This window comes from Polaribacter vadi, from assembly GCF_001761365.1.
Classification (GTDB): Bacteria; Bacteroidota; Bacteroidia; order Flavobacteriales; family Flavobacteriaceae; genus Polaribacter; species Polaribacter vadi.
The window spans coordinates 1,616,619-1,641,301 of record NZ_CP017477.1 but is presented as its reverse complement, the minus strand read 5'-3'; the positions used below and the strand labels follow the sequence as shown (position 1 = coordinate 1,641,301).

Annotated in this window: 18 protein-coding genes; 12 read left to right on the top strand and 6 right to left on the bottom strand. The window is 31.7% G+C overall.

Annotated features, from left to right (window positions below; translation table 11 throughout):
- Positions 1-129: 129 nt before the first annotated feature.
- A complete protein-coding gene (locus LPB03_RS07305; RefSeq protein WP_065318546.1) occupies positions 130-837 on the bottom strand; it encodes a peptidoglycan DD-metalloendopeptidase family protein in 708 nt (235 codons plus the stop codon).
- Positions 838-916: 79 nt separating this feature from the next.
- Between LPB03_RS07305 and ade the strand changes: the two genes are divergently transcribed.
- The 7 genes from ade (at position 917) to LPB03_RS07270 (ending at position 8,327) form a co-directional block, all read left to right on the top strand.
- Positions 917-2,539, top strand: coding sequence for an adenine deaminase (ade, locus tag LPB03_RS07300; RefSeq protein ID WP_065318547.1), 1,623 nt, complete (start codon positions 917-919; stop codon positions 2,537-2,539).
- A gap of 650 nt (positions 2,540-3,189) precedes the next feature.
- Positions 3,190-3,504 (top strand): GIY-YIG nuclease family protein, encoded by a 315-nt coding sequence (locus LPB03_RS07295; RefSeq protein ID WP_065318772.1) that lies wholly within the window; start codon positions 3,190-3,192, stop codon positions 3,502-3,504.
- Positions 3,505-3,698: 194 nt separating this feature from the next.
- Positions 3,699-4,295 carry a PhnA domain-containing protein gene (locus tag LPB03_RS07290; RefSeq protein ID WP_065318548.1) on the top strand — a complete coding sequence of 199 codons (597 nt, stop codon included), beginning with the start codon at positions 3,699-3,701 and terminating at the stop codon, positions 4,293-4,295.
- A 186-nt stretch (positions 4,296-4,481) separates the two neighbouring features.
- Positions 4,482-4,844 (top strand): BlaI/MecI/CopY family transcriptional regulator, encoded by a 363-nt coding sequence (locus LPB03_RS07285; protein ID WP_065318549.1) that lies wholly within the window; start codon positions 4,482-4,484, stop codon positions 4,842-4,844.
- A gap of 154 nt (positions 4,845-4,998) precedes the next feature.
- The gene (locus tag LPB03_RS07280; protein ID WP_065318550.1) at positions 4,999-6,549 is read left to right on the top strand and encodes a M56 family metallopeptidase; all 1,551 of its coding nucleotides are present in this window, start codon (positions 4,999-5,001) and stop codon (positions 6,547-6,549) included.
- Positions 6,550-6,558: 9 nt separating this feature from the next.
- Positions 6,559-7,809, top strand: coding sequence for a tetratricopeptide repeat protein (locus tag LPB03_RS07275; protein WP_083187032.1), 1,251 nt, complete (start codon positions 6,559-6,561; stop codon positions 7,807-7,809).
- A gap of 74 nt (positions 7,810-7,883) precedes the next feature.
- Complete coding sequence (locus LPB03_RS07270; protein ID WP_231953153.1) at positions 7,884-8,327, top strand: hypothetical protein; 444 nt, start codon at positions 7,884-7,886, stop codon at positions 8,325-8,327.
- Between the two features lie 416 nt (positions 8,328-8,743).
- On the opposite strand, the gene LPB03_RS07265 is transcribed toward LPB03_RS07270, so the two are convergent.
- The 4 genes from LPB03_RS07265 to LPB03_RS07250 form a co-directional block, all read right to left on the bottom strand.
- Complete coding sequence (locus LPB03_RS07265) at positions 8,744-10,207, bottom strand: glutamate synthase subunit beta (RefSeq protein WP_065318552.1); 1,464 nt, start codon at positions 10,205-10,207, stop codon at positions 8,744-8,746.
- A gap of 4 nt (positions 10,208-10,211) precedes the next feature.
- On the bottom strand, positions 10,212-14,723 hold the full coding sequence (gene gltB, locus LPB03_RS07260) for a glutamate synthase large subunit (protein WP_065318553.1): 4,512 nt from the start codon (positions 14,721-14,723) through the stop codon (positions 10,212-10,214).
- A gap of 237 nt (positions 14,724-14,960) precedes the next feature.
- Positions 14,961-16,253 (bottom strand): ammonium transporter, encoded by a 1,293-nt coding sequence (locus LPB03_RS07255; RefSeq protein ID WP_065318554.1) that lies wholly within the window; start codon positions 16,251-16,253, stop codon positions 14,961-14,963.
- A 37-nt stretch (positions 16,254-16,290) separates the two neighbouring features.
- Positions 16,291-17,286 carry an outer membrane beta-barrel protein gene (locus tag LPB03_RS07250; RefSeq protein WP_065318555.1) on the bottom strand — a complete coding sequence of 332 codons (996 nt, stop codon included), beginning with the start codon at positions 17,284-17,286 and terminating at the stop codon, positions 16,291-16,293.
- A gap of 274 nt (positions 17,287-17,560) precedes the next feature.
- Here LPB03_RS07250 and LPB03_RS07245 point away from each other — a divergent pair, with 274 nt between their 5' ends.
- Positions 17,561-18,343: a tRNA pseudouridine synthase A gene (locus LPB03_RS07245; RefSeq protein WP_065318556.1), complete on the top strand. Its 783-nt coding sequence runs from the start codon at positions 17,561-17,563 to the stop codon at positions 18,341-18,343.
- 314 nt (positions 18,344-18,657) lie between these two features.
- On the opposite strand, the gene LPB03_RS07240 is transcribed toward LPB03_RS07245, so the two are convergent.
- Complete coding sequence (locus LPB03_RS07240; protein WP_065318557.1) at positions 18,658-19,800, bottom strand: acyl-CoA dehydrogenase; 1,143 nt, start codon at positions 19,798-19,800, stop codon at positions 18,658-18,660.
- Positions 19,801-19,889: 89 nt separating this feature from the next.
- Here LPB03_RS07240 and LPB03_RS07235 point away from each other — a divergent pair, with 89 nt between their 5' ends.
- The 4 genes from LPB03_RS07235 to LPB03_RS07220 all read left to right on the top strand — a co-directional run bounded on the left by LPB03_RS07235 (position 19,890) and on the right by LPB03_RS07220 (position 24,666).
- Positions 19,890-20,948 (top strand): anhydro-N-acetylmuramic acid kinase, encoded by a 1,059-nt coding sequence (locus tag LPB03_RS07235; protein ID WP_170324194.1) that lies wholly within the window; start codon positions 19,890-19,892, stop codon positions 20,946-20,948.
- 228 nt (positions 20,949-21,176) lie between these two features.
- Entirely contained in the window at positions 21,177-22,409 is a 1,233-nt protein-coding gene (locus tag LPB03_RS07230) for a Glu/Leu/Phe/Val dehydrogenase dimerization domain-containing protein (protein ID WP_065318558.1), read from the top strand.
- A 15-nt stretch (positions 22,410-22,424) separates the two neighbouring features.
- On the top strand, positions 22,425-23,828 hold the full coding sequence (gene nhaD, locus LPB03_RS07225; protein ID WP_065318559.1) for a sodium:proton antiporter NhaD: 1,404 nt from the start codon (positions 22,425-22,427) through the stop codon (positions 23,826-23,828).
- Between the two features lie 148 nt (positions 23,829-23,976).
- The gene (locus tag LPB03_RS07220; RefSeq protein WP_065318560.1) at positions 23,977-24,666 is read left to right on the top strand and encodes a MotA/TolQ/ExbB proton channel family protein; all 690 of its coding nucleotides are present in this window, start codon (positions 23,977-23,979) and stop codon (positions 24,664-24,666) included.
- The last annotated feature ends 17 nt before the right edge of the window (positions 24,667-24,683 follow it).

The following is a 24,683-nucleotide window of genomic DNA, read 5'->3' as shown; positions in this document are numbered from 1 at the left end:
TGATAAAGGTAATATTTTCTTTTGATACAGATTAGACAGTTTTTTACAGGTAAAAATGTGTTGTTCCTTTTTTATTTTAAAAATTTGAATCTATTAATCGTGCAAAGTCGCAAAATTTAGATGCAATTTTTATAGAGCATCACTCTTAAATAATAAATTCGGATTAGGGCAAATCGCTTTCCAAAAATCGATTTCACTTTTTAAAGCCACTCCAGGAAAATCATTTTCATATTCTAATAAAGACAACATGAGTTGAAAGTGTAGGTGAGGAACCCATTCCCCATTTTCATCATACTTCCCTAAAACGCCTATTTTTTCTCCTTTTTTGATGGAATCATTTAAAGAAAAATTTGAAACACTTTCTTCGGATAAATGTCCATATAAAGTATAAAAAGTAGTTGCTTTAGTTTGATGTTTTAAAATGATAAAACCTCCATAGCCTTTATGGTCTTTTTGATGAACAGCACACACAATTTCTCCATCAAATAAGGAGTGAACAGGTGTGTTTTCTGGCAGCCAAAAATCTAAACCTAAGTGTATATTTCTTTTTTCTGATGAGTTTTTTGCGTTATAAATATCAGAAGTATACAAAGCTCGTTTTTCTGTATAACCACCAGCAATTATTTTATTCGGATTTGCTTCTTGAATTTCAGCCAATTTATTTTCGAAAAAAACTGGATTGTTAAATTCAGCTGCTGTTTTTACAGTGGTGTTCTTTTTGCTTAAATCGATATGAAAAATATCTTTTTTATGAATAGTTGGGAATATTGTTGTTAAAGGACAATATTGCTTTTTTGCCCAATCTACAAAATTATGGTAGCGTTGTTTTTCATTCATAATCAAAAATAGAATATTCTATTTAGATTTTGAAGAATCCTTTTTTATTATTTGTAGTTTTGTTTAAAAGTTATTTAAAATGAAAGTTCAAGGAAACATCGTAGACATACAAAATAAGCGAATTTATAAAGGAGAAGTTGAAGTTGAAAACGGAAAAATCAAAGAAATTCGAGCAGTAAATCATAGCAATGAAAACTATATTTTACCTGGCTTTGTAGATGCACATATTCATATAGAAAGTTCGATGTTAGTGCCTTCTGAATTTGCAAAAATTGCTGTTTTGCATGGAACAGTTGCTACAGTTTCTGATCCACATGAAATTGCCAATGTTTTGGGGGTAAAAGGTGTCGATTTTATGATTGAAAATGGAAAGAAAGTTCCGTTAAAATTTAATTTTGGAGCACCAAGCTGTGTGCCAGCAACTTCTTTTGAAAGTGCAGGAGCAATCATTAATGCTGATGATATTAAAAAAATGATGGAAAATCCTGATATTTTGTACTTAGCAGAAATGATGAATTATCCAGGAGTTTTGTTTGATGATAATGAGGTTTTAGCAAAAATAAAACACGCAAAAAATAACAACAAACCCATTGATGGTCATGCACCAGGTTTAAGAGGAGCTGACGCAAGTAAATATATTGCTGCAGGAATTTCTACAGACCACGAATGTTTTTCTTTTGAAGAAGCCAAAGAGAAATTAGCAAAAGGCATGAAAGTAATTATTAGAGAAGGATCTGCTGCCAAAAACTTTGAAGCTTTAATTGATTTGTTGCCAGAAAATTACGAAAACATGATGTTTTGTTCAGATGACAAACATCCAGATGATTTATTGTTGGGGCATATCAATCAGTTGTGTGAAAGAGCAGTTGCAAAAGGAATTGATGTTTTTAAAGTATTGCAAGCTGCTTGTATAAATCCTGTTAAACATTATAATTTACAAGTTGGTTTGTTGCAAAAAGATGATTTTGCAGATTTCATTGTGGTTGATAATCTAACGAAATTCAATGTTTTGGAAACCTATATTAATGGAGAATTGGTTGCTAAAAATGGCGAGAGTTTTGTGAAATCTGTAGATTTTGAAGTGTTGAATAATTTTAATACTGATAAAAAAGAAATTTCAGATTTTAGATTTGAATCATCAGTAGAAAAAATTAGAGTTATTGAAGCTTTAGATGGTGAATTGGTTACGAATCAAATTGAAGCAGATTCATTAATTAAAGATGGCAATTTAGTTTCGAATATAGAAACAGATGTTTTAAAAATGACAGTTGTAAATCGTTATAAAAATGATGAGCCAGCAATTGCTTTTATTAAAAACTTCGGATTGAAAGAAGGTGCCATTGCAAGTTCTGTTGGGCACGATTCTCATAATATTATTGCTGTTGGTGTTTCTGATGATGCAATTTGTAAAGCTGTAAACCTAATTATAAAAAATAGTGGTGGAGTTTGTGCTGTAAATAATAATAAAGAAAAAATAGTTTCGTTGCCTGTTGCAGGAATTATGTCAGACAAATCTGCAAAAGAAATCGGAAAGCAATATGCTGAATTAGATAAAATGGCAAAACAAATGGGTAGCAAATTACGAGCACCTTATATGAGTTTGTCTTTTATGGCGTTGTTGGTAATTCCGTCTTTAAAACTCTCTGATAAAGGGTTGTTTGATGGAACTAGTTTTCAGTTTACTTCTTTAGAGGTTGGGTGATAAAATTCAGGATCTATAAAGTTTGTCACTTCGAACTTTTGAGAGAAGTTACATAAGAATGAGAACATAAAGTTTAGCAAGGTTATGAGATTTCTCCTAAAAAGTCGAAATGACAAGTTTTACGGTTTTTATTCTATAGAGGTTGGGTGATAAAACCCAGAATCTGTAAAGTTTGTCACTTCGAACTTTTGAGAGAAGTCACATAAGAATGAGAACATAAAGTTGAGCAAGGTTATGAGATTTCTCCTAAAAAGTCGAAATGACAAGTTTTGCGGTTTTTATTCTTTAGAGGTTGGGTGATAAAATTCAGGATCTATAAAGTTTGTCACTTCGAACTTTTGAGAGAAGTCACACAAGAATGAGAACATAAAGTTGAGCAAGGTTATGAGATTTCTCCTAAAAAGTCGAAATGACAAGTTTTGCGGTTTTTATTCTTTAGAGGTTGGGTGATAAAATCCAGAATCTATAAAGTTTGTCACTTCGAACTTTTGAGAGAAGTCATATAAGAATGAGAACATAAAGTTGAGCAAGGTTATGAGATTTCTCCTAAAAAGTCGAAATGACAAGTTTTACGGTTTTTATTCTTTAGAGGTTGGGTGATCACTGTTGTCATTCCCACGAAAGTGGGAATCCATAATTTAATAGTAGATATGAAAAACGTACATCAATATTATGTATATATTTTAGCTAGTAAAATTAGAGGCACTCTTTATATAGGAATGACAAATGATTTGCAAAGAAGAGTCTATGAACATAAAATGGGAATTACAAAAGGGTTTACTTCTAAATATGGTGTAAATAAATTGATATATTTTGAAACCTTTAAAGATGTAAATGAGGCAATTGAAAGAGAGAAAAGACTTAAAAAGTGGAATAGAGCTTGGAAAATCGAGTTATTTGAAAAAAATAATCCAAGTTGGCAAGATTTAGCTAAAGATTGGTATGATGATATTTTAACAGATTAGTATGGATTCCCTTTTTCAAGGGAATGACAACACCATTAAATTAAACCCAATAGCCAGCAAACAAGTTTAGCCCTGATTGTAGCATTTGTTTGAGCTCTTTTTATTCTTTTTCAGAATAAAAAAGCGAGTGCGAAAAGCAGGAAACAGCTTCAAAATAAAACCCTACATTTGCGAACATCAAACAAAAAATAATTATGAGTTTACAACAAGATTTAGAAAATAGAAGTGGTAATAAATGTGAGTTATGTACAGGAACTAATAATTTATCGGTTTACGATGTAAAACCAAGTGATATTGGTGGAGGTGGAGTTGATGGAAGTTTGCTGGCTTGTGAAACTTGTGTTACGCAAATCGAAAATCCTGATGAGGTGGATGCAAATCATTGGCGTTGTTTAAACGATGCTATGTGGAGCGAATTTAGACCTGTAAAAGTTGTGGCTTGGAGAATGTTGCACAGATTAAAAAAGGAAGGTTGGCCAAATGATTTGTTGGGAATGATGTACATGGAAGATGAGGAATTGAGTTTTGCAAAAGCAACCAATGATCATTTAGATGAGAGTGAAAAAATAATTCACAGGGATGTAAATGGCGTTATTTTAGAGGCTGGAGATTCTGTGGTGTTGATTAAAGATTTAAAAGTTAAAGGATCTAGCATGGTTGCTAAACAAGGAACTGCTGTTCGTAGAATTTCTTTAGATCATGATAATGAAAAATATATTGAAGGGAAAGTTGGCCCAACTCAAATTGTAATTATTACAGATTATGTAAAGAAAATGGCTGAGAAGGAATAATTTTTCTTACCAAAAAATACTGTAAAAGGCTTTAGATTCAATTGAATTTAAAGCCTTTTTACTTTTTAAAAAATAACCTATAAATTTATTTTTTATAGAAACGATGAATTTTATAACTAAAAAATTAGTTTAAACTATATATTTAGTTATATTTGTATCATTAAACTAAATTATTAGTTGAAAATTATGAAGAAACAATTAACAAAAGCAGAGGAACAAATAATGCAGGTTGTGTGGGATTTGCAAGAAACTTCTGTAAAAGATGTCATTGAAAAGTTACCTGAGCCAAAACCAGCCTATAATACAGTTTCTACGATTATAAGAATTTTAGAAACCAAAAAATTTGTGGCACACAAACCAGAAGGTAGAGGTTATGTGTATTACCCAATTATAGATAAAGAAACGTATAGCAACCAAAGTTTGCACAAAATAATGAACGGTTATTTTGATGGTTCTTTTAAAAGCATGGTATCCTTTTTTGTAAAAGAAAATAACATGGATGTTGCTGAATTGGAATCAATATTAAAGGAAGTGAATAAGGAGAAATAGTTTTTAGTTGGCAGTTTTCAGTAAGCAGTTGGCAGTTATTACTCAATTGGAATATAATAAAAGTTCGTAAAATGTCTCCTCGAGCGCAGTCGAGAGGTTATTGAGGTTTCGACTGCGCTCAACCAGACAAAATAGTTTAAAAAATAAAAAACCAATGATAAATTACATCCTTCAAGTTATCTTATTCCAAGTCTTGTTTTTGGCGATTTATGATTTCTTTTTAAGCAAAGAAACGTTTTTTACAAAAAACAGATGGTATTTGTTAACGACGCCAATCTTGTCTTTTATACTTCCGTTGATAAAAATACCAACGTTTCAAAAAGCAGTTTCTCAAGAGTATATTGTGCAATTGCCAGAGATATTTTTATCACCAGAAAAAGTGATTAAAAGAACAGTGGAAGCAACTACTTTTTATGAATCTGTAAATTATATCAATATTATATTTTGGGTTGGAGTTGCTGTATTTTTAATCTTGTTTTTTGTAAAGTTGATGAAGATTATCAACTTAATCAAAACCAATAAAGCAGAGAAATTATCCATTTTTAAGCTAATTTTTATTCCGAATAAAACCAATGCATTTTCATTTTTCAACTATATATTTTTAGGAAAAGAAATTCCTGTTTCGCAACAAGAAAAGATTATCGAGCATGAAATGGTACACAGTCAACAAAAGCATTCTATTGATTTACTATTTTTTGAATTCTTAAAAATTGCAATGTGGTTTAACCCGATGATTTATTTTTATCAAAAGAGAATCACTCTAGTACACGAATATATTTCTGATGAAATTGTATCGAAAAAAGAAGCGAAAGAAACGTATATCAACAATTTATTATCTAATTATTTTCAGGTTGAGAATGTTGCATTTGTAAATCAATTTTATAAAAAAAGTTTAATCAAAAAAAGAATTATTATGATGACGAAAAAACAATCAAAAAAAATGAATCAATTAAAGTATCTGGTGTTGATTCCTGTATTAGCAAGTATGCTTTTTTATACTTCTTGTTCAGAAGATGTTTATAAGGAGGATTTATCAGAAAGTAAATTAGAGAAAACTACTTGGTATTTCTCTTTGAAAGAGGGTGTAGTTGAGTCGAAACAAAGAGAGAATAGTGCTACGTATCTAGATCTTTTTATAGGATATTCCATACCAGAAACTTATAAAGAGATTGCTTTTAAAGATTTAACAGATAATGAGAAAAATGAGTTTCTGAAATCTGAAAAAGGAGCAAACGAACGCGCTAAGGAAAGAGGAGTGGAACTGCCTGAACCAATATTTTTAGATTTAAAAAATGGTAGAAGAGCAGTTTTCATGAAGATGAATTCTAAACCAACTGAGGAAGTTGAAGAAATCGATGAAAATGTTTCATTTTTAAAAGTAGACAAAGCACCAACTTTCCCTGGTTGCGAATCTGGAGATAAAGATTGTTTTTCAAAAAATATTCAAAAGCATTTTATTAAAAATTTTGATGCAGCTTTACCAAAAACATTAGGTTTATCTCCTGGGAAAAAACGTGTTTTTATTAGTTTTAAAATTGACAAAGAAGGGAATATTGTTGAAGTGCAAGCTAGAGCACCTCATGAAGATATTAAACAAGAAGTATTGGCAGTGATGAATTCACTACCAAAAGTAACTCCTGGAGAACATGAGGGAAAAGCTGTTGATGTAAAATATTCAATTCCGTTTACTATTTTAGTAGAATAAAAAATCTCTATGAAAAAGAAAATTTTAGTAGTATTATTATTTGTAATTGTAAAAGTTGAAGCGCAAACTTCAGCTTTTGCTGTTGCAGATAGTTTGTTTGAGAAAGGTAGGTATAAAATGGCTTTAAAAGAATTAGATAAAAGTGATGCTTCGTTTTTATCGAATTATAAAAAAGCAGTTATTTACGAATCGATTGACGATTATAAAAAAGCAGCTCAGTTTTTAGAAAAAGCCATCACTTTTAAAGATGATGAAAATGCAAAACTACGATTGGCAAAAAATTACCGTTCTTTAAAATTGTCTAAAAAAGCAATTCCTATTTATGAAGAGGTTTTAGCAAAAGATTCCTTGAATTTAGTGTTGAAATATCAATTAGGGAAGTTATACATCATCAACAGAAAACCTAAAGAAGCGATTAAAACGTTTAAATATTTGGTGGAAAATGATGCTGAAAACGCGAATTATTCTTACCATTTAGGACTTTCTTACGCTTTAAATGGTCAAAGAGATCCTATGATGAATAGTTATCTAGATACGCACGAAAAAGATGCTACGCATTTAAATGCCATTGTAAGATTGGCAAATAGTTATAAAAAATTGAAAGATAAAGATTCCACACAAATATTTGTAGACAAAGGTTTGGCTTTGGATAAAAATCATGTCGATTTGAATAAGCTAAAAATTAATCGATTGTATTTGGATAAAAAATACGCAGAAGCTATTCCATTGTTATTAAATTTGGATACTATTGATAAAAAAGACACCTATAGTGCTGCAATGTTAGGAAGATCTTTTTTTAATATGGATAGTTTAGAACGGGCAAAAAAATATTTTAAAAAAGTATCGATTAAAGATAGAGAAGATTTTAAAGCTCTAACGTATTTAGGGCATATTTCTATGATTGAAAAAGATTATAGAGGTGCAATGTTTAATTATATGATGGCTACTTATGTAGGGAAAGAAAAGCGAGATGAAGAATATTTTGGTTTAGGAACGATGTATTTTGAAACCAATAAAATTCCAGAAGCTATTAACGCTTTTAAAGAAGCGTATGCAGAAAATAGAAAAAATTACAAAGCATTGTATCAAATAGCAAAGCTTTCTGATGATTATTATAAGGATAAAAAAATAGCTTATAAGGAATATAAAAAGTATATAGAAAATTTTTATAGTAGAGATGAAGTGATTTCTGTATTTGTAGAACGTAGAATTAAAGAGATCAAAAAAGAGTATTTTTTGGAGGGAGAATTGTTGGATTAAAAGTCAGTAAAATTTAGTAAGTTTACGCAGTAAATATAATTCTATTGATGCGCGTTTTTTCTTTTTTAATTTTGATGATTTTTATCACTTCATGTGATAAATTGTCATTTTCGAAAAACAAAGAAAACCAAGTTTTAGATACCATTGTAGATTATACAGCTGTAGATTTATCGCCATCATTTCCTGCTTGCGATTCTATTATTAATAAAACAGAAAAATCGAATTGTTTTAGAAATACCATTCACAAAAAAATAGGAGAGGAGTTACAAAAACACGCATTATCGAGTCAAGATTCTATTGATGAAACTGTGTATGTAGATTTGTTAATTAATACAGAAGGAATTATTGAGTTTTTAGAATTAACATCTTCAGAAAATATAAAAAAGCAACTTCCAGCATTGGATAGTATTCTACAACTTTCTGTTGATAACCTACCTAAAATATTCCCAGCAATAAAAAAAAGATTTCCTGTAGCTACAAAATATCGTTTACCAATTAGAATTGTTTTAACGGAATAAAAAATATAATTGTATATCCGCTCATTATAATGTAAATTTTAAAACTTGTCATTCTGAATTTATTTCAGAATCTATCTAGCTATAAATCGAGACTATTTCTTAAGACCCTGAAATAAATTCAGGGTGACAAAATGCTAACATTACTAAAAGCGTAATTACAATAAAATATAATTATTTACCTTTTTCAATTTTGCTAAACTTTGGGAATCGTAAAATTTCTTACTATACATAAAAATATTCCTAAGCACAGTTTTTCTAGTGAATGTCAGTCTGATCTTGTCGAAGACCTTTTAAAACTGTAATTTACTATAACTTCTAAATTTCAACTATATTTAAAAAATATACCTAAGTTTTGAACTCAAAAAAGCCGTTTGTAAAAAATTACAAACGGCTTTTTAATAATTAAGATCTATAATTTACATCGCAACTAAATCGCCTGTAACATCTTTAGAGGGTAATTCAGATTTTCCCATTAAGAATAAATCTACTTGCCTTGCAGCTTCTCTACCTTCAGAAATTGCCCAAACAATTAAAGATTGCCCTCTTCTCATATCACCAGCAGTAAAAATATTTTTTACATTGGTTTGATATTTACCATATTCTGCAATATAATTTGAACGAGCATCTCGTTTAATGCCTAATTTTTCTGCTAAAGTACTTTCAGGACCTGTAAAACCTAAAGCTAATAAGGCTAAATCACAAGGCCAAGTTTTTTCTGTACCCGCAATTTCAATCAATTGAGGTCTTTGTCCAGGAACCATTTTCCACTCAACATTTACTGTTTTTAAAGCGATTAGTTTTCCAGTTTCATCTTTTACAAATTCTTTTGTGTTGATTAACCAATTACGTTCAGAACCTTCTTGATGAGAAGAAGAAGTTTTTAACTTTAAAGGCCAAAAAGGCCAAGGAGTTGTTGGTGAACGTTCTCCAGGAGGTTTTGGCATAATCTCAAAGTTCACCACAGATTTTGCTCCATGTCTGTTTGAAGTTCCAATACAATCGGAGCCTGTATCTCCACCACCAATTACTATAACATTTTTATCAGTTGCCATCACTTGGTTTTCCACTTCCTTGCCAAATAAAACTTTGGTTTGCTGTGTTAAGAAATCCATTGCTTGTACAACACCATTAGCGTCAATACCAGGAGTTGGTAAGCTTCTGGTTTCAGTTGCACCACCACATAAAACAATAGCATCAAAAGCTTTTAAATCTTTTACATCATAAGTTACACCAACATTTACGTTTGTTTTAAAAATGATTCCTTCTGCTTTTAAAATTTTTATTCTTCTATCGATAATTCCTTTTTCCATTTTAAAATTAGGAATTCCATATCGTAATAAACCACCAACTTCATCATGTCTTTCAAAAACAGTTACTGTATGTCCAGCTCTATTTAATTGTTGTGCAGCAGCTAAACCTGCAGGTCCAGAGCCAATCACAGCAATCGTTTTTCCTGTTCTTGTTTTTGGAGGTTGAGGTTTAATCCACCCTTCTTTAAAAGCGCGTTCTACTATGTTTTTTTCAATATTTTCTATGGATACTGGGTCTTCTATAATTCCTAAAACACAAGCCTGTTCACAAGGAGCAGGACATAAACGTCCTGTAAATTCTGGGAAATTATTCGTAGAATGTAAAATCCACGAAGCTTTTTGCCATTCACCTTGATGCACCATATGGTTAAAATCTGGAATTAAATTACCAAGTGGACAACCACTATGACAAAAAGGAATTCCACAATCCATACAACGTGAACCTTGTTTTGTTATTTCTTGATCAGAAAGAGGTACCGTAAATTCGTTATAATTTTTTACACGGTCTATTACAGATCTGTAGGTTTCATCCTGTCTTTCAAATTCTTTAAATCCTGTTATTTTTCCCATGACATTATGCTATTGTTAATTCTTCGAACATTGGTTCTTCTGTTTCTAAACGTTGTAATGCTTTCTTATATTCAGTTGGCATTACTTTTACAAAGTTGTTTAAACTTGTATCCCAATCTGCTAATAAATCAGCACCTCTTTTACTATCTGTATATAGAACGTGCTTTTCAATAATTGCTTTTAACTCAGCTCCATTTTCCTCTGAAATTTCTTCAAATTCGATGGTTTCTGTATTGCATAATCCGTTTGCAAATTTGTTTTCAGGATCATACACATAGGCGATTCCACCACTCATCCCAGCAGCAAAATTTCTTCCTGTTTTTCCTAAAACAATTACTTTACCACCAGTCATGTATTCACAACAATGATCTCCAACACCTTCTACAACTGCTGTTGCTCCAGAATTACGAACAGCAAAACGTTCACCAGCAATTCCATTAATATAAGCTTGACCATCAACAGCACCAAACATACATACGTTACCAACAATAATATTGTCTTCAGCTAAAAAGTCTGCTGTTGGTGGTTTTTTAACGATTAATTTAGCTCCAGACAACCCTTTTCCTAAATAATCGTTTGTGTTTCCTTCTAGAATAAAGGTTAATCCATGAGCTCCAAAAGCACCAAAGCTTTGTCCTGCAGAACCTTTAAAATTAATGTTTAAGGTGTCTTCAGGCAATCCTAAGTGACCATAAATTTTAGAAATTTCGTTACTTACAATAGCTCCAACAGTTCTGTTTGTGTTTTTAATAGGATAATTTAAAGTCATTTTTTCTTTACGATATAAAGCTCTATGAGAATCTTTTAAAATCGTGAAATCTAAAACGCTTTCTAAATTATGTTCTTGTTTTTCTGTATTACTAACCACTAATTTTCTGTAAGAATCTGGTCTATGTAAAATACTAGATAAATCTAATCCTTTTGCTTTGTAATGTTTGATGGCTTTGTTGGCATTAATTTTATGCGTTTGTCCAACCATTTCTGATAATGTTCTAAACCCTAATTGTGCCATAATTGCTCTTAATTCTTCAGCAATATAAAAGAAGAAGTTAATAACGTGTTCTGGTGTTCCTTTAAAGTTTTTTCGCAACTCTTTATCTTGAGTTGCAATACCCACTGGACACGTATTTAAATGACATTTACGCATCATAATACAACCAGAAGCTACTAAAGGAGCTGTTGCAAAACCAAATTCTTCTGCACCTAATAAGGCTGCAATTGCAACATCTCTTCCTGTTTTTAATTGGCCATCACATTCTACCACAATTCTACTTCGTAAACTGTTCATTACTAAAGTTTGTTGTGCTTCAGCTAAGCCTAATTCCCAAGGTAAACCTGCGTGTTTTAAAGAGGTTAAAGGAGAGGCTCCTGTTCCTCCATCATAACCAGAAATTAAAACAACATCTGCTTTTGCTTTGGCAACACCAGCAGCAATGGTTCCAACACCCACTTCCGAAACTAATTTTACATTAATTCTTGCTTCACGATTGGCATTTTTTAAATCGAAAATTAATTGTGCTAAATCTTCAATAGAATAAATATCATGATGTGGAGGAGGAGAAATTAACCCAACAAAAGGCGTTGAGTTTCTTGCAGCAGCAATCCAAGGTAAAACTTTGTAGCCAGGTAATTGACCACCTTCACCAGGTTTTGCACCTTGTGCCATTTTAATTTGAATTTCTCTTGCGTTTGTTAAATAGTGAGAAGTAACTCCAAATCTACCAGAAGCAACTTGCTTTATAGCAGAATTTCTACTATCTCCATTGATATCTTTTTGGAAACGTTTTCTATCTTCACCACCTTCACCAGAATTAGATTTACCACCAATTCTGTTCATGGCAATTGCTAAATTTTCGTGTGCTTCTCTTGAAATTGATCCATAAGACATTGCACCCGTTTTAAAACGTTTTACAATCTCTGTCCAAGGTTCTACTTCTTCTAAAGGAATTGGGTCTAAATTATCAAATTCAAACAAACCACGAATGGTCATTAAGCTTTCTGCTTGTTCATTGATGGCTTTTGCATACACATTATAACTTGCCTGATCGCTTAAACGAACTGCTTGTTGTAGTTTAGAAACCGTTGTTGGATTGAATAAATGACGTTCGCCATTTCTTCTCCATCTATAATCACCACCAATATTTAAACCTAAATTTTTATCAATTTGATTATCTGGATAGGCTTGTTTATAACGTTGATCAATTTCTTTTTCAACTTCATACAAACCAATACCTTCAATTCTTGAAGCTGTATAAGGGAAATATTTTTCTACAAATTGCGAGTTAAACCCTACAATTTCAAAAATTTGAGAACCTCTATAAGAATGTAATGTAGAGATTCCGATTTTGTTCATCACTTTTAAAATACCTTTACCAATTGCAGTGTTAAAATTATCGACTGCTTTTTGTTCATCCATACCAGTAATAAAGCCTTCTTTAACTTGCATTCTGATAATTTCATTCACCATATAAGGATTGATGGCACTTGCTCCATATCCAAATAAAGTTGCAAAATGATGAGGTTCACGAGGTTCTGCAGATTCAATAATAATATCGAAATAAGAACGCTTACGTAGGCGATTTAATTGATGATTTACAAAGGAACAAGCCAATAATGCAGGTATTGGTGCTAATTCTTGATTGACACCTCTATCTGATAAAATGATAATATTATTTTTATTTTCTAATGCTTTTTCAACTTGAAGAACAATCTTATCTAAAGCATTTTCTATTCCGTTTAAACCTTCGGATTTTTTATATAAAATTTGAATTGTTTCTGCTTTGAAACTTTCAATATCAATACTTCTAATTTTTTCTAAATCTGCATTTGAAATTACAGGATTCTGAATTCTTAATTTTCTACATTGTCTATCTGTAATGCTAAAAATGTTTCTATCTTTTCCTAAATTTAAACTGATGTCTGTTACAATTTCTTCACGAATTCCATCTAAAGGTGGGTTGGTTACTTGTGCAAATAATTGTTTAAAATAGTTTGATATTAACTGAGGTCTGTCTGATAAAACTGCTAAAGGTGTGTCAATTCCCATAGATCCTAAAGCCTCTTTACCAACTTGTGCCATAGGTGTAATTACTTCTTGAATATCCTCAAAAGTGTAATTAAACAAACGTTGACGCGTTTTGATATCAATGGTTTCTATTGGGCAAGTTTCACTTGTATAAGGAACATCTTTTAAATGTAAACGAGAATTATCTAACCATTCTTGGTAAGGTCTTTCAGAAACAATTTTAGTTTTTATTTCTTCATCTTCTATAATTCGACCTTTATTCATGTCCACCAAAAACATTTTTCCTGGCTCTAATCTTCCATGTTTTTTTACATCTGATGGGTCTATGTCTACCACACCAATTTCTGATGACATAATTAATTTTCCACTTTTGGTAACTGTGTATCTAGAAGGTCTTAAACCATTTCTATCTAACAACGCTCCAATATAATCTCCGTCTGTAAAAGGTACAGACGCTGGGCCATCCCAAGGCTCCATAATACAACCATTATATTCGTAAAAAGCTTTTCGCTCTTTAGACATTGTTGCATGTTTTTCCCAAGCTTCAGGAATCATCATCATCATAATTTCTGGTAAGGATCGTCCTGTATGAGTTAACAACTCAACAACCATATCCATAGAAGCAGAATCCGATTTTCCTGGTAAAATTATTGGGAATAGTTTTTCAATCTGTGGGCCGAAAACATCACTTTTCATGATTTCTTCACGCACACGCATTCTACTTACATTTCCACGCAACGTATTAATTTCTCCATTTTGACACATGTGTCTAAAAGGTTGTGCTAACTCCCAAGTTGGCATTGTGTTGGTAGAAAAACGTTGATGCACTAATGCCAAACGTGTCACTAAATCTATTTCTTGTAAATCTTTATAATAAGGACCAATATCTTCTGGCATAATAATACCTTTATAGATAATGGTTGTGATTGATAAACTTGGTATATAAAAGTATTTGCTTTCAGAAATTTTAGAATTTCTGATGGTGTGTTCTGCTATTTTTCTTGCAGCATATAACTTTGCTTTGAAGGTAGCTTCATTTATTTCATCAGTTTTACCAACAAATAATTGCTCTATATTTGGTTCTGATGCTAAAGCAATGGCTCCTAATTGAGTAGAATCTACAGGCACTTTTCTCCAACCTAAAATAGCTAATCCTTGTGCTGTTAGCTCTTTTTCAAACGTAGATTTACAAAAATTATATTGATTAGAAACTTTTGGTAAAAAAACCATACCAACTGCATATTCTCTTCTTTCTGGAATCGGAAAATCACAGACTCTTTGAAAATATTCGTGAGGAATATCGATTAATAATCCAGCACCATCTCCTGTTTTTCCATCAGCACTAACACCTCCTCTATGTTCTAGTTTTACGAGTATTTCTAGTGCATCATGTATAATTTGATTCGTTTTATCGCCATTCAAATTACAAATAAAACCAGCACCACAATTTTCGTGTTCAAACTCTGGTAAATATAAGCCTTGTTTCTCCATAATATAATAAGTTATATCTACAAATCTATGTATTTTGTTATAGATAATTCAGTATTTATGGCATTTTGATGTAACTTTTATGATGAAATGAATATAAATATATAAAAAAAATATTTATGATAATTAAATGGATTTTAATTATCAAATTCATAAAAACAAGAAAATTACCTTAAAGAAATGAATCTTTAAGGTAATTTAGAGTATGTTAGATTTGAAATAACTTAATTAATAAATTATTTATTTGTCTCCTTCTATTTCTCTTTGTCTCTTACCAGGATAAGCAATAGAGCCGTGTTCTGAAATATCTAAACCTTCAATTTCTACATCTTTAGTAACACGTAATCCCATAGTAGCTTTTAAAATTCCAAGAACTATAAAAGATAAACCAACAGCCCAAACTCCATAAGCAAGAGCTCCAATGGCTTGCGTACCTAACTGTGCAGCTCCACCACCATTGAATAAGCCAATACCAGCATCTCCATCTATACCCCAAAGACCAATAACAATTGTTCCCCAAACACCTGCAACACCATGTACAGAAGCAGCTCCAATTGCATCATCAATTTTTAATTTCTTTTCTATAAATTCAATTGAAAATACAACTAATATACCTCCAATTAAACCTGCTAAAACAGCACCACCAGCAGACATGTTTCCACATCCAGCAGTTATACTAACTAAACCTGCTAAAGTACCATTTAAGGTTTGTGCTAAGTTTGGTTTACCATACCAGATCCAAGTTGTAATTAATGCTCCTAATCCACCTGCAGCAGCAGCTAAATTTGTGATTAAAACTACATTTGAAGCAGCAGTTGCATCTGCGCCACCCCAAGCTAATTGAGAGCCACCATTAAAACCAAACCATCCAAACCAAAGAATAAAAACTCCTAAAGTTGCTAATATTTGATTATGACCAGGAATTTCAAAAACTTTTCCGTCAACATATTTTCCAATTCTTGGTCCTACCATAAATGCAGCTACTAAAGCAGCCCAACCACCTACAGAATGTACAATAGACGAACCAGCAAAATCAATAAAACCTAATTTAGTTAACCAGCCTTCACCTTGCCATTGCCATCCACCAGAAATAGGATAAATGATAGCCGTCATTACTAATGAGAAAATTATGTATGTAGAGTATTTTGTTCTACCAGCAATTGCTCCAGATACAATGGTTGCTGTGGTTGCAGCGAACATTGTCTGGAAGAATAAATCTGCTCCTTCACCTTGGAATAATCCACTCCAGAAAAACCATCCGTTAGAAGTATCTCCATACATTAAAGAATACCCAACTAGCCAGAATGTAATAGAACCTACACAAATGTCTAATAAGTTTTTCATAGCGATATTTACCGCATTTTTTGATCTTGTCATACCAGATTCTACCAATGTAAAACCTGCTTGCATCAAGAAAACTAAGATACCTGCAATCAGCATCCAAAGCATTCCCATATCTCCATTTACTTGTTCTAAAACTTGAGCAGCTTCAGTAACAGGGGTTTCCTGGAATAATGTTAAAAATAAACTCATCTTATAAATTTTTAGTTAGTTAATAATAGTTTTCTTTCTAGAAAGAGTATACTGCTGCTATCGTTAAAGTAGAAGTGCTTTTTTCTGTTGGAAACGCTTCAATGATAAAATCATCTGAAGAGTCGAATCTTAAATCAGTAATCAATTTTAAGTTTCCAGTTAATGAAACGTTTGCGCTTAATGTAACTGCTGTTACAGATTCATCTGCGTTTGCATCACCATTGTATTGAAATAATTCAGGTCTTAATCCTAAAGCGAACGTATCTGAAAAAGTGTTTTGTAAGTACAAAGCAGCACCTTGATATCCTGTTTGATCATCGCTAGAAGTTACATAAGCAGCATTAATTCCTAGGAAGAAAGTTTCAGAAAGATCAAATCCACCTGTATAATCTAGGAAAATGTAGTCTTTAGCTGAAGTTGCATCTACAGCACCAGCAATAAAGTTTAAGTATTGACCTTTATAACCAATTTGTGCACCAAGTTGTGTAGCATCTGCAAAATTACCATCAGCACTTGTAAGTGCATGCGCATTTGTTACTGCAAGCATGAATGATAAGTCTTCAGAAACAGCATAATCTGCTTTAATACCAGTATGAGAAAATGGACCAGCATTAAATAAATAAGAAACTGTGTAATTAAAATTCGCTGCTGGAGAAATTACTTCATATCCTAAAAAGGTGTTGAATTGACCAGCTGTAAAAGTTAATTTATCAGTTGCTTTATAGTAAGCATAAAGTTGGTTAATTGCTCCAGCTAAATTTGCATCGTCTGCTTTTGGACCAAATGCTAAATCTGCAACAACTCCAGCTTTTCCTTTTTCGTAAGCAAAAACAGTATTTGCAAAACCTAAACCAAAAGCATTTGCATTTTCTGGATTGGCAATTAAAATACCAGGAGTTCCAGGGTCTTTTGTGAAATTAGTCGTTCCATATACGTCAACTGTTCCACTTAATGTAAAAGTTCCTTTGTCTTCTTCTTGTGCATTTACTATCAAAGTACTTGCCAATAATAATGAGAAAATAATTTTTTTCATAATGATGTTCTTTTAGTTTGTTATTGATTTAATATTGTTTGAACGGGGTAAATGTATAGTTTTAATTTAAAATGACAAGGGGGTGTGTTTTTGAAAATGATGTTTTTTAGCTAAGTGCCCTCAAAAAAAAGGGGGTTATTTTGCTATAAACATATTTTTGGTTTTCTTTAACATATAAAATATAGGGTTCGTAAAAAAGAAGCTTATAATTTTGAGATATTCATAAAAATGCACCTTTTGTAAAAAAAAATGCAATTATTGTATATTTGCACTTATGAAATATTCAGTTTCTTACCTAATTTCTTTACAATTCTTCGGTTTTCGTTTTTCTGGTTGGCAAAAACAGACAAATGCCAAAACTTTGCATGATATAGTCGATAAAAGCTTGTCTTTTATAATGGAAGAGGGTAGTTATAAAACGATTGGTGTGGGTAGAACAGATGCAAAAGTTTCAGCAAATTCCTATTATTTACAGCTTTTTACAAATGAAATTTTAGAAGAAGAGGCTTTTATAAAAACTTTAAATTTAAATTTTCCACCAGATTTTAGAGCGATTTCTATGCAAGAGGTTGCCAGGAGTTTCAATATTATTAAAGCTGATAAAATAAAAGAATACCATTATTACTTTTCTTTTGGTGAGAAAAATCATCCTTTTGCAGCGCCTTTCATGGTAAATATTGATACCTTTTTAGATATTGATGTGATGAAGAAAGGCGCAAAACTATTTGAGGGGGAACATTATTTTCATAAATATTGTACCAAACCCTCTGAAAAAACAATTTTTAAAAGAGTTATTGATACTTGTGAAATTGTTGAAAACGATATTTTAGTCGCTAATTTTTTTCCTGAAAAGTCCTATGTATTTAAAGTGAAGGGAAAAGGTTTTCTTCGGTATCAAATACGTTTAATGATGGCGACTTTATTTGAACTCGGAAAAGGAAATATTGATTTACAGTTTATTGAAGCTTCTTTAAAAGAAGATAATGATCGTTTGTTTATGAGAAATAATGCGCCTTCTTCTGGTTTGCAACTCTATAATATTAAGTTGAAATTGTAGTTTTTAAATAAGTTGCACAAAGGATTGAGGCAATTGTTTGAGCTCTTTTTTCTTTTTCAGAAAAAAAGCGAGTGCTGAAAGCCTGACCTGAAAGGTTGTGCCCAAAAAAATAAACACATTAAATAATAACATGCAGTTTTGTCTTTTCGACCAAATGGGGAAATCACATAGTGTTGCTCAATATTATGGTTTCTACTTTATGGGATTTCTCCTAACGTCGAAATCACAAATTATTACGGTTAAAAAAAACACGCCCAAAAGAAAAATCCACCTTTTAAAAAGATGGATTTTTGGACACTATATATAATGAGTTGTTATCCTTTGATAACTCCTCTAGAAATTACTATTTTTTGGATCTCTGAAGTTCCTTCGTAAATTTGAGTAATTTTTGCATCACGCATTAAACGTTCTACATGATATTCTTTGACGAAGCCATTTCCACCATGAATTTGCACAGCCTCAACTGTTTGTTCCATAGCAACTTTACTTGCGTATAATTTTGCCATTGCTGATGACATGTCGTAATTATTACCTTGATCTTTGTCCCAAGCAGCTTTCATAACCAACATTCTTGCAGCTTCAATTTCTGTATACATGTCTGCTAATTTGAAGGCAATTGCTTGATGATTGCAAATCTCAGTTCCAAATGCTTTACGTTCTTTAGAGTATTTTAAAGCCAATTCATATCCTCCAGCAGCAATTCCTAAAGCTTGAGCAGCAATCCCAATTCTACCACCCGAAAGTGTTTTCATGGCGAATTTAAAACCAAAACCATCCTCACCAATTCTGTTTTCTTTTGGCACTTTTACGTCGTTAAATTGTAATGTATGGGTGTCTGAACCTCTAATTCCTAATTTATCTTCTTTAGGACCTACATGAAAACCTTCTGTTCCTTTTTCAACGATAAAAGCGTTAATTCCTCTGTGACCTTTTTCTCTGTCAGTTTGTGCAATCACTAAATAAACATCAGCTCTTCCACCACTTGTAATCCAGTTTTTAGTTCCGTTAATTACATAATGATCTCCTTTGTCGATAGCAGTTGTTGCTTGCGATGTTGCATCGGAACCAGCTTCTGGCTCACTCAAACAAAAGGCGCCTACAAATTCTCCAGTCGCTAATTTTGTTAAATATTTTTGTTTTTGATCTTCATTTGCATAAGATTCTAAACCATAACAAACCAATGAATTGTTTACAGAAACAATTACAGAGGCAGAAGCATCGATTTTTGATAATTCTTCCATAATTAATACGTAAGAAATAGCGTCCATTCCACTTCCTCCGTATTTTGGATCTACCATAATTCCCAGAAAACCTAAATCGCCCATTTTTTTGACCAATTCTTGTGGAAATTCCTGTTTATTGTCTCTTTCAATAACGCCAGGTAATAATTCTGTTTGTGCAAAATCTCTTGCTGCATCACGAATCATGATATGCTCTTCTGTTAAGCTAAAATCCATAGGTATGTTTTGTTATATTCTTAATTTACGAGTGCAAATATATCGATTTCGTAACATATTTTCAATAGACTTTTATTATTTTTACTGATATGATTATAAATGAAACTTTCGCCATTGGTTTAATGTCTGGCACTTCTTTAGATGGAATTGATTTGGTGTATGTTTATTTTAAGAATGATGACTACAAAAATTTTAAAATTCTCCATGCAGAAACCATTCCATATTCCAAAGAATGGAAGCAACTTTTGCAGAATGCTATTTTTTCTGATACAACTACTTTGCAACAATTAGATGTTACTTATGGGCGATTTTTAGGAGAAATACTCAATAATTTTATCAGCAATTATAAAATTGCAAAGATTGATTTTATTGCCTCTCATGGACATACCATTTTACATCAGCCAGAAAAAGGAATTACGTTGCAAATTGGTTCTGGAGCAGAAATTGCCAAAATCACAAAACAAAAAGTCGTTTGTGATTTTAGAACGCAAGATTTACAATTAGGTGGTCAAGGAGCGCCTTTAGTGCCAATTGGAGATGAATTACTATTTTCTGAATATGATTTTTGTGTTAATTTAGGTGGATTTTCAAATGTGTCTTATCATAAAGATAACACTAGAATTGCTTTTGATATTTGTCCTGTAAATATTGTCTTAAATTTTTACGCCAATAAAATCGGGTTAGAATATGATGCATCTGGTAAAATTGCATCCGAAGGAAAAATAAATGAAGTTCTTTTTGAGAAGTTGAACGAACTTGAGTTTTATCAACAAACACCACCAAAATCTTTAGGATTGGAATGGGTTCAAAAAAATATGTTCCCTTTAATTGATGAGTTGGAAACAGATGTTCCATCAATCTTAAGAACTTTTGTGGCACATATTGCACTACAAATCAGTAAGGTGATTTACAAAAATGATAAAGTTTTAATTACTGGTGGAGGTGTTTTTAATACTTTTTTAATGGATGAAATTCGGCAATATTCTAACGCTCAAATTGTGTTGCCCTCTAAAGAATTAATCGATTATAAAGAGGCTTTAATTTTTGCTTTTTTAGGATTGCTGAAGATTCATAATAAAATAAATTGTTTAAAATCGGTAACTGGTGCAAGTAAAGATCATTCCTCTGGCGTTATATTTTACCCATAATATATAATTTTAAAAGTAATCTCGAACCCAAAAAAACAACAATACTTTTCAGATAAATATTTTAAAAATTACAAATTTTACAGTAAGTTTGTCAGGAACTGTAATGATGAATAATAATTCTTAAAATTAATTTAAAAAATGAATCAACTTTAGCTCTTCTAATGAATGTTTTACAGAAAATTGCTTTAGAAAATAAATAATTAAGTTGAAAAATTATCAAAATTAAACATGAAAGAATTATTAAAAATATACGAAAATAAACAACCAGAAATTGTGTTTCATTGGAAAGATCAAGAAACAGAAGCAGAAGGTTGGACAGTGATTAACTCTTTAAGAGGTGGAGCTGCTGGAGGTGGAACAAGAATGAGACAAGGTTTAGATATGAACGAAGTTTTGTCATTAGCAAAAACCATGGAAATAAAATTTACAGTTTCTGGGCCAGCAATTGGTGGTGCAAAATCGGGTATTAACTTCGATCCAAATGATCCAAGAAAAAGAGGTGTTTTAGAACGTTGGTATAAAGCAGTTACGCCATTATTGAAACACTATTATGGAACTGGAGGCGATTTAAACGTAGATGCAGATAAAGATGTAATTCCAATTACCGAAGATTGTGGTGTTTGGCATCCTCAAGAAGGAATTTTTAACGGTCACTTTAAACCTACTGAAGCCGATAAAATTAATAGAATTGGTCAATTGCGTTTGGGCGTTATCAAAGTAATTGAAGACAAACAGTTTTCGCCAGATATTTCTAGAAAATATACAGTAGCAGACATGTTAACAGGTTATGGAGTTGCAGAAGCTGTTAGGCATTATTACGATATTTATGGAGGATCTATTGTTGGTAAAAGAGCCATTGTGCAAGGTTTTGGAAATGTAGGAGCTGCTGCAGCCTATTATTTAACAAAATTAGGTGCAAAAGTTGTTGGGATTATAGATCGACAAGGAGGAGTCATCAACGAAAAAGGTTTTACGAAAGACGAAATGACGAATTTATTTTTATCGAAAGATGGAAATCAATTAGCGTCTAAAAACATGATTCCATTTGCAGAAATAAATGAGAAAGTTTGGAGTTTGCCAGCAGAAATATTTGTTCCTGCTGCAGCATCAAGATTAGTTTCTCAAGACCAAGTGCAACAAATGATCAATACAGGATTGGAAGTAATTTCCCCTGGAGCCAATGTTCCTTTTGCTGATAAAGAAATTTTCTTTGGACCTATTATGGAATATACAGATAATCACTTAAGTTTGTTGCCAGATTTTATTTCTAATTGCGGAATTGCAAGAGTTTTTGCTTATTTAATGGAAGCAAGAGTTACATTGCCAATGCAAGACAAGGCTATTTTTGATGATACCTCAAACACCATTAAAAAAGCATTGCAAAAAACATTTAACAAAAGTGCATCTAAAACAAAAATATGCTCAACAGCATTTGAAATCGCACTAAAAGAACTAATTTAAACTAAATTAATATATATGGAATCAATAATTATTATCGTATTTGTACTGGGTTATTTAGCCATTACTTTAGAGCATAATTTAAAATTAGACAAATTAATACCTGCCTTAATAATGATGGCAGTTTGCTGGGCAATCGTAGCACTTGGTGTAGATAGTTTTTCTAATTGGTTTGATTCTGCCAATCATGGTCTGGTAGATGGTTTTGCATCGATGGCACATGATGATAAATTACATTTGGTCGAAGAAACTTTATTACATCATTTAGGTAAAACTGCAGAGATTCTGGTGTTTCTTTTAGGAGCGATGACGATTGTTGAAATTATCGATTATTTTGATGGATTTTCTACTATTAAAGGATATGTAAACTTTAAAGGCAAGAAAAAATTGCTTTGGATGTTTTCAATTTTAGCGTTTGTTTTATCAGCAATTATAGATAATTTAACAGCAACTATTGTCTTAATTTCAATTTTACAAAAAATTGTAAAAACTAGAGAAGATAGAATCTGGTTCGCAGGTTTAATTATTATTGCAGCCAATGCAGGTGGTGCTTTTTCTCCTATTGGAGACGTTACTACAACCATGCTTTGGATTGGCGATAAAGTAAGTACAGGAATGTTATTTACGTATTTATTTGTTCCTTCTTTATTATGTATGGTGGTACCAACGTTTATTGCAACATTTTTACCAGCTTTTAAAGGTGAAATAGATTATGATGAAAATGAAGTTGAAAAACCAAAAAGTCCTCATAGCGCAAAAATGTTATATTTAGGATTAGGTGCTATTTTATTTGTACCTGTTTTTAAAACAATTACGCATTTACCACCTTATGTAGGGATGATGTTATCTTTAGGGATTGTAGCTACTTTTGCAGAAATATTTAGTAATTCTAAATTCTCAATTTCTACAGTAGAAGGAGAGCAAGCAGATGAGCATGAATCTGGAGCACATCATAGTCCAGTACATTCCTCATTATCAAAAATTGAAATGCCAAGTATTTTATTTTTCTTAGGAATTTTAATGGCAGTTGCAGCTTTAGAATCTTTGGGAATTTTATTCAATTTTGCTGATAGTTTAAAACAAGGAATTCCTTTAATGGGAACTGAATTAGCAGGAACAGGTGTTTCTGATTTAGTGGTAATTTTATTAGGAATTGGTTCTGCAGTAATTGATAATGTACCTTTAGTCGCTGCAAGTTTAGGGATGTTTTCTGAATCTTTAGATAATCCTTTATGGCACTTTATCGCATTTTCTGCAGGTACAGGAGGTTCTATGTTAATTATTGGTTCTGCTGCTGGAGTTGTAGCAATGGGAATGGAAAAAATAGATTTTTTCTGGTATATTAAAAAAATATCTTGGTTAGCGCTAATTGGATTTTTAGTTGGTTCTTTAGCCTTTATCGTAATTAGATCATTCGTTTAAATCAGAAAAATTGAAATATAAAAAAATGTCATTTTGTTATCGTACAGAATGGCATTTTTTTTGATACAAGTAAATTGATTTTTTGTGTATTGAAACAATTTAAAAAGAGAATACACGTTTATAATATAGAATTTAAAAAAATAGTTGAATGATATCATTTTTTCAAGAAAACACGGAGTTGTTAGAAGAAGCTATTCAAGAAGAGAAAACATTATCGGTCTATAATTTAATTATGGATGGTGGTTTAGGAGGACAAATAATTATAGGAATCCTATTTGTGCTTTTAGCGGTTGGTTTGTATATTTATTTTGAACGATTTTTTGCCATTAAAGCCGCCTCTAAAATTGATGTAAACTTTATGAATCAAATTAAAGACTTTGTAACAAATGGGAAACTAGATGCTGCAAATGCTTTATGTAAAAGTAAAAATACACCTACCGCACGTTTAATTGGAAAAGGAATATCAAGAATTGGGAAACCTTTAGAAGATATCAATACAGCTATTGAAACAGCAGGAAAGTTAGAAGTGTATCAGCTTGAAAAAAATGTTTCTGTTTTAGCAACAATTGCAGGAGCTGCACCCATGATTGGTTTTTTAGGAACTGTAATCGGAATGATTGTGGCTATTCATGAAATAGCAAATGCTGGAGGTCAAATAGATATAAAAATGCTTTCAGATGGTTTGTATACAGCCATGACAACTACAGTTGCTGGTTTAATTGTGGGTATTATTGCCTATATAACTTATAATCATTTGGTGGTAAGAACGGATAAAGTGGTGTATCAAATGGAGGCAAAATCCGTTGAGTTTTTAGATTTGTTAAACGAGCCAGTGTAAATTAGTTCAATATTTAA